Origin of the sequence: Mesorhizobium silamurunense (assembly GCF_014843825.1) — a bacterium.
Lineage (GTDB): Bacteria > Pseudomonadota > Alphaproteobacteria > Rhizobiales > Rhizobiaceae > Mesorhizobium > Mesorhizobium silamurunense.
The window spans coordinates 1-11,468 of sequence record NZ_JHQR01000045.1; the positions used below are offsets into that span (position 1 = coordinate 1).

Consider the following 11,468-nt stretch of genomic DNA (forward strand, 5'->3'; position numbering starts at 1 on the left):
GTGCCCGGCGTGCTGCCCGGCAAGGTCACAGTGCTCGGCGGCGGCGTCGTCGGTCTGCATGCCGCTCGCATGGCCGCCGGCCTTGGCGCCGACGTCACCATCATCGACCGCTCGATCCCGCGCCTGCGCCAGCTCGACGACCTCTTTGCCGGCCGGGTGCACACCCGTTACTCGACCGTCGAGGCGCTCGAGGAAGAATGCTTCTCGGCCGACATCGTCATCGGCGCCGTGCTGATCCCGGGCGCCGCCGCGCCGAAGCTCGTTACCGGCGAAATGCTGTCCGGCATGAAGAAGGGTTCCGTGCTGGTCGATGTCGCCATCGACCAGGGCGGCTGCTTCGAGACCTCGCATGCCACCACCCATGCCGATCCGACTTACGACGTCGACGGTGTCATTCACTACTGCGTCGCCAACATGCCGGGCGCAGTGCCGGTCACCTCGGCGCATGCGCTCAACAACGCGACGTTGCATTACGGCCTGCAGCTCGCCGACAAGGGCCTGAAGGCGATGATCGACGATCACCATCTGCGCAACGGTCTCAACGTCCACAGGGGCAAGATCACCAATCGCGCTGTGGCCGAAGCACTCGGCTACGAGCTGGTCGAGCCCAAGGCGGTCCTGGCCGCCTGACGCACAAGCAAGAGCTTCCTCCCGTCTCGCCGCAGGTTCGTTCCGGCGGGCTTTTTCTTGGCGAAGATTGGCCAGAGGCATCTTCCCCGCCCTTTCAGTCAATGTCGCGGGCAGCTCGTCGGGGAAACACTGCCCGACGATGCTGGCTCTGGACATCGCTAGCCGAAATCTCCGGCTTTTCCTGATACGACTGAGTACCAAGGGCCCCTCCCCGTGGGCACGCGCTTTTGTCGCCGCCGGGTGCCCGGTGCAATCGTTCCCGGTCTCGGCCAGATCGTTGCTGAGAAACAGGAGCACTCCCGCTCTACCGGCAAGTCCGATTCTGCTGCATTACGTGCGTCCAGCTCTGCTCGCAGGGGTAGCCATCGTCGAGCGTGCCGGACCTGATTTTTCCGAATGATCGATTCCGAACTTCAGGATAGAAGAAATCGAGACTAGTAGCGTTTCAGGTCAGGATCGCTTCCTCATGCGACATCGCGCATGGATAAGCCGACGCGGGCGGACCAACACGCGCACGACGGCGGGATGGCTTCGCTATGAACTGCAGCGCAGGACGAGCATCCAATAGTCTTACCGGGGTTTTATTGCTTTCAGCGGCAACCGCCACTATGTAGCGACACTTCGCCGACTGTCTTTCAAGCCACCCGGAGCCTTTCATGACAGAAGAAGCCGACAACAATATCGACGTCCTCATCGAGCTCCCCGCCGATGTCGTCTCAGCCTATGTCTCCAACAATCCGGTCCCGGTAGGTGATCTCCCTGCCCTGATCGGCCAGGTGCACGCGGCACTTAAAGGCCCGGCCGGCACCAGCAGCTCTGCAGAAGAGCCGCAGGCTCTGAAGCCTGCTGTCCCGATCAGGAAGTCAGTGACACCGGACTACATCATCTCTCTTGAGGACGGGAAGAAGTTCAAATCGCTAAAGCGCCATCTGTCGACCCACTATGGGCTGACGCCGGACGAATATCGCGTCAAATGGGGCCTGCCGGCCGATTATCCCATGGTCGCACCGAATTACGCCGCTACGCGCTCGGCATTGGCCAAGACAATGGGGCTCGGCCGCAAACCGAAAGAGCCGGAAACGGAGCTGGCCAAGCGGACCCGCAAGAAAGCCGCAGCCTGACTTGATCTCTCGAGGTTCGTTGTGGCGCGCGCAACAGACAAAGTCTGCGCGGAATATGAAAAGGCGGGGAACCAACCCCGCCTTCCCTTTCAAACAGCTTGGTTTCCCCCAGGGTTCGCGCCGGCTTGCAGCAATCTGCTTACTCCAGCGTTCCGGTTGAGCCTTGTTCTCGCCCGCTCCTATCGAGCGGCCATCAGTCAGTCCTTCCTCGAGTGACCGTAAACCTTTGCAATTAGGACGCGCCAGTGTCTCAGGTCACGGCAGGTTTCTTACCTCCTTCGCAATCTGCATGGGCGCCAAGCTCGGCTTCCGGATCGACCGAGTCGGCGATCGGTTGCCGGGCCGCAACCCATCCGTGACTTCCGGCCGCCCGACAGTTGATCAATATGATCGAGCGGCAGCTCGAAGGGTGGCCGATCGGCCGCTGTGGCCGCCATGCTGACGCTCTAGTCCATCAGCAGCATGAATCGGTCGCCCGTCACCGATTCCAAAAATGTGTTGGACGCATCTGACATACTCGGGAACATGGGAGTATGGACAAGGGTGGTGATCATCTTCATTGCATTCTGCATATTTTGCGACTTCGCGATGGGCCCGATAAAGGCGGCTGCGTGGGCGATATGATCGTCATGGCGGTCATGCTGACAGCAGGACAAGAGATCGGGAGCGCGGGCCCACGCGTCGGCGGTGAGCCGCTTCAGTCATGGCTTGGACGACAGCAACGTCTTCGAAAACCGTTGGAAATGCGTAGGAGCGGGTGGACGAAGGCCTGCGTCCAGCCTAGACGACGTTCGCAACTCCCCTGAAACCCGCCGAGAACACTATGAGGCAGCGGCCCTTTGTCGTCGAGATCAAACAGAAGCGTGGGCTCGTGAAGCGGCCACAGTCGATCTGGGGCGGCATCGACCTGGTCGCCATCACGGGCGATATTGCGGAAGCGAAGGCGGACGGTGTGATCTCTGAGGCGACGCCCCGGCCGATTTTCCTTGAAGATGTTCGTTCTCCGCCTGTGCTCACCACCGGTGACGCAGGTTCCGACCCCAAGCATATGAACATGTTGGACGCGTCGCTTCCGCAGCCGCCGCCGGCTGAGGAAGAGCCGGTGCCGGATGGATCGAAGGCACCGTCTTGAAGGCCGACTACTCGCGCGCCGAAGACCGACGCTGCTCTGCGAGCAGCGAGGCCGGGTCGCGGGGGCCGAAGGTGATGCCAGGGTGGTTCGGATCGATCCCGCCGGAGCCAGTCGCGCCCGCGTTCACCGTGAGCAGTTTGAGGACGGCGACGAAGCCGGGTCTCACTGCCGAGAGGCTGCTGCTGGCGGCCGTTCGCGCGCCTGCTGCCTCATCGCCGCCGCGCCATCTGCTTAGAGTGTTTTCGATACCCGGTGAAATTGACGAGTTCGACGCCAGGCACACTTGCACCCGGACATTGTCTCGCCGCTGCTTTGCCCGCAAGGTAGGAAGCGGCGCTTAGCCGCTTAGAGAACGGCGAAGTGACCTGAGCTTCGAAGCTTCGCTAGCAGGATGATGGCCGTTCCGCAGGGGTCAATCTTCGCTTGCTCACGCAGCGGAGACGCATCCCAGGCAGCCAACTCTGCCACCAAAAGAGCGGTGTCGCCGTTTACCGATGCGCATCTAAGTTGTCCATTCTTCTCCATTACGATTATTGCCGTGCCGGTGACGCCATATCCAATCGCAGCCATGCGCTGAACGCAGATATCGCCGTCGACACGGACATCGAAAAGAACCGATCCGGCGGTTTTTTCGGCAGCGTCAGCCACACGATCACAGAACGGCCGATGCAGGCCTTCGATATTGCCGAGTGACTGCTCAAACAATGCCAATTCAACATGCTCCGCCACCATGGCTGCGAAAATGCGCGCCGGCTGGCTCAATGGACAATAGGCCAGGGCTGACTATCCACACACCAACCGCGCTCCCGATGCCTACATTGCAACTGCGCTTTGACCGGCGCTATTTCGCTTGTCCGCGGGATGCCCAAAGCCGTTGCAGCGCTCCTCAAACAGATTGCGCAGGCACCAGAGCCGAAGATGGCCGATAGGACGGACGGCCTTCTGATATCACTTCGTTCGTCCTCCCAAGCGCCGCCGCCCTTTTTCCCGAGAACCTCTTTGTCTTCGCTAAAATAGCCAAAGTTAAATTACGAACGTTTCGGCTTGCCGGAAATTAGGGTCTCGATGGATAAACCCGCATGGTTTTTTGGGTGGGTGCTGGCAGGAAGACTGATGCGCGGGCGTGGATGGATCAAGGCATTGCGTCAGGACGACGCTCGGCAGGTGCGTGCGCGCATTGCGGAACTGGAGCACGACCTCATGGCGATCACACCACAAGGGCGCCATCGACGTTTCGAAGCCGGATATGAACTCCGCAATGCGAAGTTCCGCCTCGAATGCCTGGAGGAATGCATCGCCGGAATATCGGAGAAAGGTGCGCGTTAGCGGAAGCTTCGCCGCTCTCAAACTGCCCTGATGCGACTGGTCGGAGGGGAAGCCAAATGCAGCCTGCAACCATATTCTGTCTGCTCATCATCGGCACTCTGGCCTATGTCGTCTACCGCTGTACCACCACGAAGTTGTTCGAGGACGTGCCCGATTCTATCGACCCGCTGCTGCGGCCTCAGAACCGCCGCGCCATCTGCTTGGAACGTCTTCGCTAGTCGGTGAAATGCGGGTGCAGCAGGTCGACGTGGTCAGCCGCGCCTCCTTTCTCCTTAGGCATGATCAGTACCCTGTCGGCGAGATAGATCGCCTCCTCCAGATCATAGGCCCACGACCATGGCGACGCTCTCCTCACTCCAGATGCGCGCCGCGTCAGTCTCACTAATGCCTCGGGGTTGTAGGCGACAGAAAGCCCCTCCCCGTTACGCGCCAAACAACCGCCGGTCCCAGTAAACGGGCTGGTGCAGACTTGTCTGGATCCTTGAAAACTCCGGATGCGCCGGATTGATCAGCACATTGCAATCGAGACGCACCACGACACTCGGCACCAGCAGGATGACGCTGCGCCGTTCCGAACACCAGGCTTCGCCAAATCCCTTGCTCACCGTCGCCGGCATCGTGTCCCAGCCGGGCAGTGACGGTTGGGAAAAGACCTCGTAGCTCAGTCCGCGCGGGATTGTGATTTCGATGTAGTGCTGGTTGGGCGGCAGTCGGCCGCTGCCATGCGCCAGCTTCTCCAACAGGGCCGTCGAATAGTGCTCGCTGGTGTAGATGACGGGACTTCCAGGCGTATTCCATCGCCCTGGCGCAATTGTCGAGCCGGTCGCATCGAAGATCGGGTAGGTGCCGGCCGGATCGCCGATGCGAAAGGACGATAGCGTGCGATCGAGAGTCTGCGCCGTCACGCAGCACTGCCATACTTCAGACTTCCGAGGATATCGACCACCATTTCGGCGCCGAACTCGCTCAGGATAACGACGTCGATCGGTCGCTTGTCCTCAATCATCGGGTGCGGCCGAAACAAGAAATCGCGCGCTTCCTCTTCGTTCTGCCAGACATCGACAGCAAGCCCCCAGACGCGCGCCACGCGGGCCAATCGTGTGCCCTCGTCCGAGGAGAGGCGATGTACCATCTTGCGTCGCTCGTAGGTCGCCTTTGGGATCAGCCGGTACTTGAATTGGGCATCGCCAGGCGCCAGAAGATGCGCAACGCGCTCGAGCGCCCCAATGGGAAGTCCATCCTCGATCCGCGAGATCAGCCCGAAAGGCGACCGCGCCGCCACCTCTTTTACGGGCAGCCCCAACACGTCTGCGACATTGCCGAACGCTAGCATATCACTCTCCATTCCATGTGAGGCAAGATATAGCCTCACATGGTGCGCGGTGCAAGCCCTGCACCGACGCGAACCGATCGGCAACGGCTACCTGTCACGCCGTTCGTTCGGCCGCCATCAGCAATCGGCCCGGCCGAAAACGCGACAATGACAATCGTGTCGAAATTGCCGCTGACGAGTGCAGTGTCCTGGCCAGCGCGGCACCTACAGAGCCCGCTCTGGTCGGCGAGCTTCGGCGGTGACGGCAGCACATGCGACTTGAGCAACCCTTGTCTATAGTCTGGAGAGAGCCTGACGCCGGTATCAATGCAAGAATTTAAGGCCCGGCTTTCGATTGGACACTCGAAATCGGGCATGTCGGCGTTCGCTGTCGCCGGGAAGACCGCGAGATGCTCAATGCGATCATGCAACGCATCATTCGCGAATGGCGGTAAGGGCATGAGCGCTGACGCTGGTGCCATTGATCCATCAAGATGATGAATCCATGGCGATGGACCGATTCATGAAAGTCGTTGGGCGCCGCTTCCAATGGAAGCGAGTATCCGGCCATGGAGAAAGAGGAGACAGGCTCGGTTCATCTTCGCCGCATCGATCCGGCGCAGAACATGCGGTGCTTCTATACGCTCGCGATCCAGCCTACCCTGTTTGGCGGTGCCTCCGTGATCCGCAACTGGGGCCGGATCGGCTCGAATGGCCAATCGATGATCGAGACATTCGACAGCAGCGACGATGCCGCTTCCGCGTCGAAGCGACTCGAACGCTCGAAGCGCCGACGTGGGTATCGTGATAACGGCGCCGCCTGAGGGCGCATCTTGCTTGCGCATGAACTGTCGCGGGGGCGCCGTTATCGGTCCCTCTCCGACGAGACGACGAGATCATGTCGGAAGAACGCGATTACAACAGACACGCAGCAAGCTCCGCCACTATGCGGATCCGAAGTTCAGGGCGTTCGATGCGGTTTGAGCGGGGTTTTGACCATGGCTGCCAACCAGATCCTCCGAATCCGCTCGAAGGGGAAACACCGGCTGCTCGCCTCAAGCAAGTCGACCTCATGGCCGGGATCCGGCAACCTGCATAGCGATAATCTGCCAATCATCTTTGATCCATCTAACCGAAATCAGCTGCCTTGCCAGGAGCGGCGTTGTTCAGGTAATCGGCCCACTTGTAGAACGAGGAGCTTTTGATCGAGACATGGGAAAGAACGCGATGGGGCGCGGCATGGCCCGGCAGTTCGAGCTCGCCCCCTGCCCTCCTCCACATTTTCGGACTTTTCATGGGAATCCGATCCGAAATGAGGGATGAATCCGAGGAAATATCGAACACCCTCGCGTGGACTTGCCGCATGATCCTGGAAAGCGGTCCCGAGGATCGGCAGCGTATCGCGCTCGCCTATCAAGAAGCGCAAACCCTGGTTGCCAGCATCCCGAAGGATAGTGGCGATGCCCGCCCGCGCATCGTGGCCTGCATCAAGCGGTCTGATACCTATATGGCGGTGGACGATATTGCCTGCGTCGGTTGGACGCTGACGGCCATTGAGGAGCGGGTGGACGAACGAAACCTCTCCACTTGGCGGCAGCTCCGCAAGATCATCAACAAGATCCTCAGGGAGCTGCCCTTGTCCAAGCCGGCAGTGCATTGATGGGCAACACGATCCCCTCATCTGCCCGATCGGAGTCGCCCTACGTTCAAGTGATCTTGGCTTCGTCGCTGCGACCGATGTCGGTCGCTAGCGCTGCCTCCACCTCGGCGCTGACGACCGCAGGCGCTCCCCTCACCTCGAGATCGTCGAGAGGCGTGTCGAGGCGGGGAGACGGCTCCAAGCGGCGTCACGGTCATGCGGAGCTCGATCTCGTTATCCGCGCCGGTCCGCATCCGGATAGTGCTGTAGCGATACCCAAGCGCTGACCGAAATATTCGAGATCGAAACAGCCGATCGAGCGATGATGGTTCACCCTGTTGTTAGAGCTGGACGAGCGCCTATGTAGCCAGATCTTGCGAGCCGCGCGAGGCAAAGCCTTCCTGCCGGGATCACGCTTTTCAGGTGACCTCCGCATTGCACCGGGCACGCACACAGGGGACCAGCACGAACATTCCAGGCGAAAATGTGGGGGAAGGAGGGAGCCTCTCCGTTCTTGCATAGCTGCACTGCACAAAATGTGTTTGCGCATTGCACAACTTTTAGCCATTAAGCCTGCAGCTGATGCACGCGATGGTTTCCTCCCATTCCATCGTATCAGCTGTTCCCCTCCGAAGGTTTTGACCTTCACACCTAAAGGGCCTCGGTTTTCCGATGGCCCTATTTTTTTGGCGCTACCATTACCTTCGTCACTGTGCGCAGCGCGGGGCGACCGCCGCTTCAGCCATCAGGCTTTGGTGTCATTTCTGCCTGACGGAGTCGACCCCTCCCGACAGAAGCCTGACCTTTGCCAGTCTTCTACGGGCAAGCGTTCGCGCCAAAAGTTCAAAGTCGCGTCCGTAACATTCATCAATGAAAGCCAGTGTCATCAGATCGAGCAGAAAGTCGTCGATCGCATATGTGAGCGCGTCAGACCTTTGTTCAAGCTGAAGCAGCAGGGCGCGCGTCTCTCCGATCGCGGCCCCGAAATCTTCTGCGTCAATCAGCGAGTCAATCCTGTCGAATATCTGCAAGCGTCCTCACTCTCCCAAGACATACTCAGCGCATCCAACGCCGCTGGTGAGTGATTTTCCAACGAAAGAACATGATCGCGTTTCGCGAAAAGGCATCGCTCAGCAAAGTGCCCTTTGATGAAGCATAATGAGTGAAACGACAAGCGAGAATCCGGGCTCCCAAACCTATGCACCTTGGATGATGTGGTTGAAGCAAGATGAACCTGCCCGGTCTGTTTAAGGCGGCTCTCGGCCGCTAAACTCTGGTTAGAGTCCATCTTTGCTTCTTTGGTGGAACCTAATGCTTCCGGCCGGCTGGCGAGATGGGCTCCCCGATCGTTGGCACGATCTGCTTGGCGTCCAACGCGAGTTCAGCCGCCTTTTGCGCGTATGGCTCAGCGCCGAAACCGACCGTTATGTCGGCAGCGCATTCATCAATTTGAACGGGAGATGCCGAATTGGCTTTGGAAGCGCCCATGGGGGACAGCCCCGGCCTAATGCCGAAGGCCATGAGGCGCCGGCCACCCAATGGGTGAAGGCAGCCTGACCGGCCGTATCAGACACCAGCCAGGGAAACCGGACTTGCACCGCGCTTCGCTACTTGGTTCTCGACGAAAACTAGCGCGCCGATTGTTTTCTGGCATATGTGGCGACGGCGCAGAGGAAAGCCAAAGCAGCGGTGTCACACGCCGTTCGAGAGTGCCCTTTTGCGAACAGTACGGCACCCGCAATCGGGAGCGTCAGGCCATACTTTTTGGCGAAACAGGTAAGCTCGTAAGGCTGATCGTCATCTTGATTGCGAACACCAAGTTCGTAGTCCATCGATCATTTCCTCCCGTGTTCCCCACCCATCCCCTCTTAGGGCCCACGACGATTAGCTGCCTATGCCAGGTTCTTGTAAAGAGCATCTTCTTCGAAAATGCCCATACCAAATAGGTCCATAGCTCGCGTGGCCAGCTGCTCCGCTTCAGCAGAGCCTGCGCGGATTCCTCTTTCTTCGCAGATCCGATCATAGACCCGCTTCAGCAACGCGAGGTCGTCAGGGTAGGCTATGCCGCTTGGGGATTTTTCCGAATTGGTCATCGCTCTCTCCCTGTTGTAACGCGAAGCGCGACGATCGCTCAACCGACGATGCCCTTTGGCTCCTTATCGCCGATGTAAAGGGTCCTACTTCCTTTTTGGCCAAAGGCATCGAAACAAATGAGGTCGTCGAAGAAACATTGCGCCCGAGAACTCCGGGGCAATCTGGTCCGATGGATCCCGCTCCGTTCCTCAGTGCCGCTGCGATCGGCCGGCTCTCCTGCTGGCGCCATGCAGGCATTTGGTCGGCGCCAAGAGCTCGATGTCCCCGCTCCAGGGAGCGTCGACGCGGAAGAAATTCGCGATTGGCATAATCTCTCAGTTACCAGCCGCCACGATCCAGTCGAGATTGCATGCGAGACACCTGCCAATATTCGGAAAGCAAAGGCTCGAAAAATGAGTAGGGTGGCTGGATCAAATGAAGATTTGGCTGCACCAACGACATTTGCGCCGCTCGGGAATCCGACCTTTCGGTCGATCTGGCTCGCGACCCAGGTTTCCAGCCTCGGCTGGTTGATGCAGACTGTCGCCATCAGCTGGCTGATGGCGACAATCTCGACTTCCGATCTGATGGTTGCGCTGGTCCAGGCTTCATCGAACCTGCCCGCGTTCATATTGTCCGTCTTCGCTGGGGTTCTCGCCGACAATTACAGTCGGCGCCGGGTCATGTTCGCCGGCCGCTGCCTTATGGTGATAGCCTCTGCGATGCTCACTGCGTCCGTGGCGCTGGGCTTTGTCAGTCCGTGGATGATCCTCGGCTTCAGCTTCTTGATCGCAAGCGGCGGCGCTCTCAACGATCCTGCCTGGCAGGCCTCGGTTGGCGATATGGTGCACCGACGCGATGTTCCCGCTGCCGTCACCTTGCTCTCCGTCGGCTTCAACACTGTGCGGACCGTGGGCCCGGCGCTCGGCGGCATCGTGGTTGCTTCGTTTGGGCTTTTGGCAGCTTTTACCGTAACCACACTCACCTATCTGGTCCCGCTAGGCACCATATGGCGCTGCAAGTGGAAGGTTCGCTCTTCACCTCTCCCGCGTGAGTCGATGAAAACGGCGATCTATGACGGGCTGCGCTTCACGGCGATGTCATCGGAGATCAAGGCGGCGATCGCCCGCGGAACCCTCTTTGGCCTGGCGAGCATCGCCATCCTCGCGCTGCTGCCGCTGGTGGTCCGCGATCATTTGGGGGGAGGACCGCTCGCCTATGGCACGCTCATGGCCGGCTTCGGCACAGGCGCCGTCTTCGCCGGCCTCTCCAACAGCACATTCAGACGGAGCTTATCGCAAGAACGGCTGATGAAGCTCTCCTGCGTCGCCTGTGCGGCATGCTCCCTTTCCCTGGCACTGACCTCTTCCATTGCGGTGGCGGCAATTGCGCTCGCCCTGGGCGGCGCGGGCTGGGTCACCGCCTGGTCCGGGGTTGGCGTGAGTGTGCAGCTGGCCAGCCCGCGCTGGGTCGTGGGGCGCACCATCTCGATCTACTATGCCTTGATAGATGGCGGCATCGCCGCCGGCAGTTGGGTATGGGGCACGGTTTCCCAGAACTACTCCCTGACCAGGGCGCTGGAGGGTTCCGCTGGAGCCCTGTTGCTCGTCGCCGCAGCCGGCGTTCTGTTTCCTCTTCGCGAGCGCCACGATTCAGAGCCCGATCCTTTGGAGGAATTCGACGCCCCGGCTGTCGCTCTCAATTTAAAGCCAAGAAGCGGGCCGATCGTCGTCAAGGTCGAGTATCTGATAGCCGAGAGAAATCTCGAGGCCTTCCTCGACCTCATGCGGCAGCGCAGGCATGTACACAGCCGCGTCGGCGCTCGGAACTGGACGCTTCAGCGCAACCTGCAGAAGCCTATGCAATGGACAGAGACATTCCGCACGCCGACCTGGACGGACTACCTTCGGTTAAACCATCGTCTCACGGAAGTAGACAAGGAACTGGACGAACGTGTCTTCCAGTTGCACGCGGGGGAGGAAGCGCCTCAAATGACGCTTTCGATTGAGCGGCCGACAAGCTCGGCCCGCAAACCCGACCAGTCAATCCTCCACCTTCCCCGTCATCGAGCCTGACCATCACATATCTGGATAAGGACGCTGAGGGCTTCGACATTCCGAAGACTTGAGGCCGCGCGCATCGGGACATACTCAACCCCATGCAGCGGAGGACGGGGCCGCGAGGCGCCGGCCAAGCGGCCACAGTCAATCTGGGTGGCATTGACCTGGCCGCCAT

The 11,468-nt window shown here is 59.9% G+C and carries 16 protein-coding genes; 8 read left to right on the forward strand and 8 right to left on the reverse strand.

What is annotated here, in order from left to right:
* The 3 genes from DH10_RS04590 to DH10_RS04600 all read left to right on the forward strand — a co-directional run.
* A partial coding sequence (locus tag DH10_RS04590; protein ID WP_192384271.1) for an alanine dehydrogenase occupies window positions 1-630 on the forward strand: 630 nt, incomplete at its 5' end.
* A gap of 656 nt (window positions 631-1,286) precedes the next feature.
* The gene (locus DH10_RS04595; protein ID WP_192384273.1) at window positions 1,287-1,751 is read left to right on the forward strand and encodes a Ros/MucR family transcriptional regulator; all 465 of its coding nucleotides are present in this window, start codon (window positions 1,287-1,289) and stop codon (window positions 1,749-1,751) included.
* Between the two features lie 823 nt (window positions 1,752-2,574).
* Window positions 2,575-2,883 carry a hypothetical protein gene (locus DH10_RS04600; RefSeq protein ID WP_192384275.1) on the forward strand — a complete coding sequence of 103 codons (309 nt, stop codon included), beginning with the start codon at window positions 2,575-2,577 and terminating at the stop codon, window positions 2,881-2,883.
* A 345-nt stretch (window positions 2,884-3,228) separates the two neighbouring features.
* On the opposite strand, the gene DH10_RS04605 is transcribed toward DH10_RS04600, so the two are convergent.
* Window positions 3,229-3,615, reverse strand: coding sequence for a hypothetical protein (locus tag DH10_RS04605; protein WP_127420656.1), 387 nt, complete (start codon window positions 3,613-3,615; stop codon window positions 3,229-3,231).
* A 333-nt stretch (window positions 3,616-3,948) separates the two neighbouring features.
* Here DH10_RS04605 and DH10_RS04610 point away from each other — a divergent pair, with 333 nt between their 5' ends.
* Window positions 3,949-4,209: a hypothetical protein gene (locus DH10_RS04610; protein ID WP_246811484.1), complete on the forward strand. Its 261-nt coding sequence runs from the start codon at window positions 3,949-3,951 to the stop codon at window positions 4,207-4,209.
* Between the two features lie 56 nt (window positions 4,210-4,265).
* On the forward strand, window positions 4,266-4,427 hold the full coding sequence (locus tag DH10_RS04615; RefSeq protein ID WP_192384306.1) for a hypothetical protein: 162 nt from the start codon (window positions 4,266-4,268) through the stop codon (window positions 4,425-4,427).
* On the opposite strand, the gene DH10_RS04620 is transcribed toward DH10_RS04615, so the two are convergent.
* Genes DH10_RS04620 through DH10_RS04630 form a run of 3 tightly spaced genes read right to left on the reverse strand, consistent with a single transcriptional unit; the run spans window position 4,424 to window position 5,542 of the window.
* Complete coding sequence (locus DH10_RS04620) at window positions 4,424-4,591, reverse strand: hypothetical protein (protein ID WP_192384277.1); 168 nt, start codon at window positions 4,589-4,591, stop codon at window positions 4,424-4,426. The two genes, DH10_RS04615 and DH10_RS04620, sit on opposite strands and share 4 nt — an antisense overlap.
* Before the next feature lie 40 nt (window positions 4,592-4,631).
* Window positions 4,632-5,114 carry a type II RES/Xre toxin-antitoxin system toxin gene (locus tag DH10_RS04625; protein WP_192384278.1) on the reverse strand — a complete coding sequence of 161 codons (483 nt, stop codon included), beginning with the start codon at window positions 5,112-5,114 and terminating at the stop codon, window positions 4,632-4,634.
* Entirely contained in the window at window positions 5,111-5,542 is a 432-nt protein-coding gene (locus tag DH10_RS04630) for a DUF2384 domain-containing protein (protein ID WP_183454856.1), read from the reverse strand. The genes DH10_RS04625 and DH10_RS04630 overlap by 4 nt, the downstream gene beginning before the upstream one ends.
* 548 nt (window positions 5,543-6,090) lie before the next feature.
* Between DH10_RS04630 and DH10_RS04635 the strand changes: the two genes are divergently transcribed.
* Window positions 6,091-6,345 carry a WGR domain-containing protein gene (locus DH10_RS04635; protein ID WP_192384298.1) on the forward strand — a complete coding sequence of 85 codons (255 nt, stop codon included), beginning with the start codon at window positions 6,091-6,093 and terminating at the stop codon, window positions 6,343-6,345.
* Window positions 6,346-6,884: 539 nt separating this feature from the next.
* Window positions 6,885-7,181 carry a hypothetical protein gene (locus DH10_RS04640; protein ID WP_246811485.1) on the forward strand — a complete coding sequence of 99 codons (297 nt, stop codon included), beginning with the start codon at window positions 6,885-6,887 and terminating at the stop codon, window positions 7,179-7,181.
* A gap of 46 nt (window positions 7,182-7,227) precedes the next feature.
* Here DH10_RS04640 and DH10_RS37550 read toward each other — a convergent pair whose 3' ends face one another.
* The 4 genes from DH10_RS37550 to DH10_RS04655 form a co-directional block, all read right to left on the reverse strand.
* Complete coding sequence (locus DH10_RS37550) at window positions 7,228-7,362, reverse strand: hypothetical protein (protein WP_281423805.1); 135 nt, start codon at window positions 7,360-7,362, stop codon at window positions 7,228-7,230.
* A gap of 556 nt (window positions 7,363-7,918) precedes the next feature.
* Window positions 7,919-8,191, reverse strand: a complete 273-nt coding sequence (locus DH10_RS04645) for a hypothetical protein (RefSeq protein WP_192384280.1) — start codon at window positions 8,189-8,191, stop codon at window positions 7,919-7,921.
* 597 nt (window positions 8,192-8,788) lie between these two features.
* Window positions 8,789-8,992: a hypothetical protein gene (locus tag DH10_RS04650; RefSeq protein ID WP_192384281.1), complete on the reverse strand. Its 204-nt coding sequence runs from the start codon at window positions 8,990-8,992 to the stop codon at window positions 8,789-8,791.
* 60 nt (window positions 8,993-9,052) lie between these two features.
* The gene (locus DH10_RS04655) at window positions 9,053-9,253 is read right to left on the reverse strand and encodes a hypothetical protein (RefSeq protein ID WP_192384282.1); all 201 of its coding nucleotides are present in this window, start codon (window positions 9,251-9,253) and stop codon (window positions 9,053-9,055) included.
* 393 nt (window positions 9,254-9,646) lie between these two features.
* Between DH10_RS04655 and DH10_RS04660 the strand changes: the two genes are divergently transcribed.
* Window positions 9,647-11,308: an MFS transporter gene (locus DH10_RS04660; protein WP_192384300.1), complete on the forward strand. Its 1,662-nt coding sequence runs from the start codon at window positions 9,647-9,649 to the stop codon at window positions 11,306-11,308.
* Window positions 11,309-11,468: the final 160 nt, after the last annotated feature.

Bases quoted from the DNA above. Each gene is read 5' to 3' on its own strand.
- DH10_RS04610 (WP_246811484.1), top strand. From the start codon at position 3,949: ATGGATAAACCCGCATGGTTTTTTGGGTGGGTGCTGGCAGGAAGACTG.
- DH10_RS04605 (WP_127420656.1), bottom strand. From the start codon at position 3,615: ATGGTGGCGGAGCATGTTGAATTGGCATTGTTTGAGCAGTCACTCGGC.
- DH10_RS04660 (WP_192384300.1), top strand. From the start codon at position 9,647: ATGAGTAGGGTGGCTGGATCAAATGAAGATTTGGCTGCACCAACGACA.
- DH10_RS04630 (WP_183454856.1), bottom strand. From the start codon at position 5,542: ATGCTAGCGTTCGGCAATGTCGCAGACGTGTTGGGGCTGCCCGTAAAA.
- DH10_RS04640 (WP_246811485.1), top strand. From the start codon at position 6,885: ATGATCCTGGAAAGCGGTCCCGAGGATCGGCAGCGTATCGCGCTCGCC.
- DH10_RS04655 (WP_192384282.1), bottom strand. From the start codon at position 9,253: ATGACCAATTCGGAAAAATCCCCAAGCGGCATAGCCTACCCTGACGAC.
- DH10_RS04635 (WP_192384298.1), top strand. From the start codon at position 6,091: ATGGAGAAAGAGGAGACAGGCTCGGTTCATCTTCGCCGCATCGATCCG.
- DH10_RS04615 (WP_192384306.1), top strand. From the start codon at position 4,266: ATGCAGCCTGCAACCATATTCTGTCTGCTCATCATCGGCACTCTGGCC.
- DH10_RS04600 (WP_192384275.1), top strand. From the start codon at position 2,575: ATGAGGCAGCGGCCCTTTGTCGTCGAGATCAAACAGAAGCGTGGGCTC.
- DH10_RS04595 (WP_192384273.1), top strand. From the start codon at position 1,287: ATGACAGAAGAAGCCGACAACAATATCGACGTCCTCATCGAGCTCCCC.
- DH10_RS04650 (WP_192384281.1), bottom strand. From the start codon at position 8,992: ATGGACTACGAACTTGGTGTTCGCAATCAAGATGACGATCAGCCTTAC.